At 64.4% G+C, this 1,466-nt stretch carries 2 protein-coding genes and 1 pseudogene; 2 read left to right on the forward strand and 1 reads right to left on the reverse strand.

Going from position 1 to position 1,466, the window contains the following annotated elements; genetic code table 11:
- Positions 1-709 (forward strand): pantoate--beta-alanine ligase (locus tag EOA60_RS32655; RefSeq protein ID WP_128312600.1); only part of this gene is annotated, 709 nt, incomplete at its 5' end.
- A gap of 58 nt (positions 710-767) precedes the next feature.
- A complete protein-coding gene (locus EOA60_RS32660; protein WP_127336108.1) occupies positions 768-1,091 on the forward strand; it encodes a Dabb family protein in 324 nt (107 codons plus the stop codon).
- Between the two features lie 66 nt (positions 1,092-1,157).
- On the opposite strand, the pseudogene EOA60_RS37935 reads toward EOA60_RS32660, so the two are convergent.
- Positions 1,158-1,466, reverse strand: a pseudogene (locus tag EOA60_RS37935) (hypothetical protein); the annotation flags it as partial.

A 1,466-nucleotide genomic window follows, 5' to 3' on the forward strand; every position in this document is an offset into this window, starting at 1 on the left:
CTTCGTCAATCCGAAGCAGTTCAACAGCGCCGCCGATCTGGTCGCCTATCCGCGGACGGAACACGAGGACGCCGCAAAGCTGGCTCCGCTGGGCACCCATATTCTCTACGCGCCCCATGCCTCCGAGATCTATCCTGAAGGCTTTGCCACCACGGTCTCAGTTGCAGGCGTGAGTGAGGGCCTGTGCGGCGCATTCCGGCCGGGGCATTTCGACGGTGTGGCGACCGTTGTGGCAAAACTCTTCCTGCAGACGGGCGCCGATCTCGCGTTCTTCGGCGAGAAGGACTTCCAGCAGCTGCACGTTGTGCGCCGGATGGCGCGGGATCTGGATATCCCAATCGAGATCATCGCCTGCCCGACGGTCCGCGAGGAGGATGGCCTGGCGATGTCGTCGCGCAACGTGCGCTTGTCGTCGTCGCAGCGGCAGGCCGCGCCGAAGCTCGCCGCGATCCTGTTCGACGCCGCCGCGCGCATCGCCGGCGGAACTCCGGTCGACGCCGCGCTCGACGCGGCGCGGTCGGCGATTGCCGCGGCAGGCTACGCCCGGATCGAGTATCTCGAGCTGCGGGGCGAAGACGACCTTGCGCCGATGCACAGGTTCGACAGGCCCGGACGCTTGCTCGTGGCTGCCTGGCTGGGCGAGACGCGGCTGATCGACAATGTTGGGATCCCGGCCCGACCGGAAGCCATCACGCGTGCAGCGGCTTGAGACGGATTACGCCCTATACTGCTCCGCCTCGCAAATCCATGCCGACACTACTCAGATCATGATCCGACACATCGTCTTTTTCACCGCCGCAAACAGCAGCAAGCTCGAACCGATCCTGGACGGGCTAGCGCTGCTGACGAACATCCCGCACGCACGCCGGCTCGAAGTCGCGCAAAATCGCAGGAGCGATCCCGCCAGCAAGGAAGTCGACGTCGTCGTTTACGGCGAATTCGACACCGACGCCGAGCTCGCAGCCTACAAGGCGCATCCGCTCTATCAGGAGGCGATCAAGCGGGTGCGGCCGCTGCGCGAATTGCGTTTTGCCGCCGACTATGAGATCGCGACGGCAAGGACATCGACGACCAGTGCCGGGTCTTTCTGAGACCAAACCTGCTTCGACAATTCGCCGATGCCGGCCCGCGATTGCGTGCTCAGCGGATGCGGTCGCTCAGAACCCATAGCGCTGGTCCGCCCAGCGCAGCAGGACCGTCGCATCATGGTCGGGGAGGCGCACGCGCGCTTCACGCAGTCCGTCCGCGATGATGGCGCCGACCTCGGGTTCGACCCAGTTGCCATGGGTCATAAGGAAGAACCAACCGAAGGGGAGCCCGACCTCACGGTCGATTGCTTCGATACGATCCATGAGGATGTGCACGGAGTAGTTGTCCGCAGCAAGCGTCGCGGCAGGCCGGCGCAGCGGCCGGGTGATGAATCCGATTTCCCGCTGGCCGTGATGTTCGTAGTCATTGATGTCGAG

Source organism: Mesorhizobium sp. M1A.F.Ca.IN.020.06.1.1, assembly GCF_004023265.1.
Lineage (GTDB): Bacteria > Pseudomonadota > Alphaproteobacteria > Rhizobiales > Rhizobiaceae > Mesorhizobium.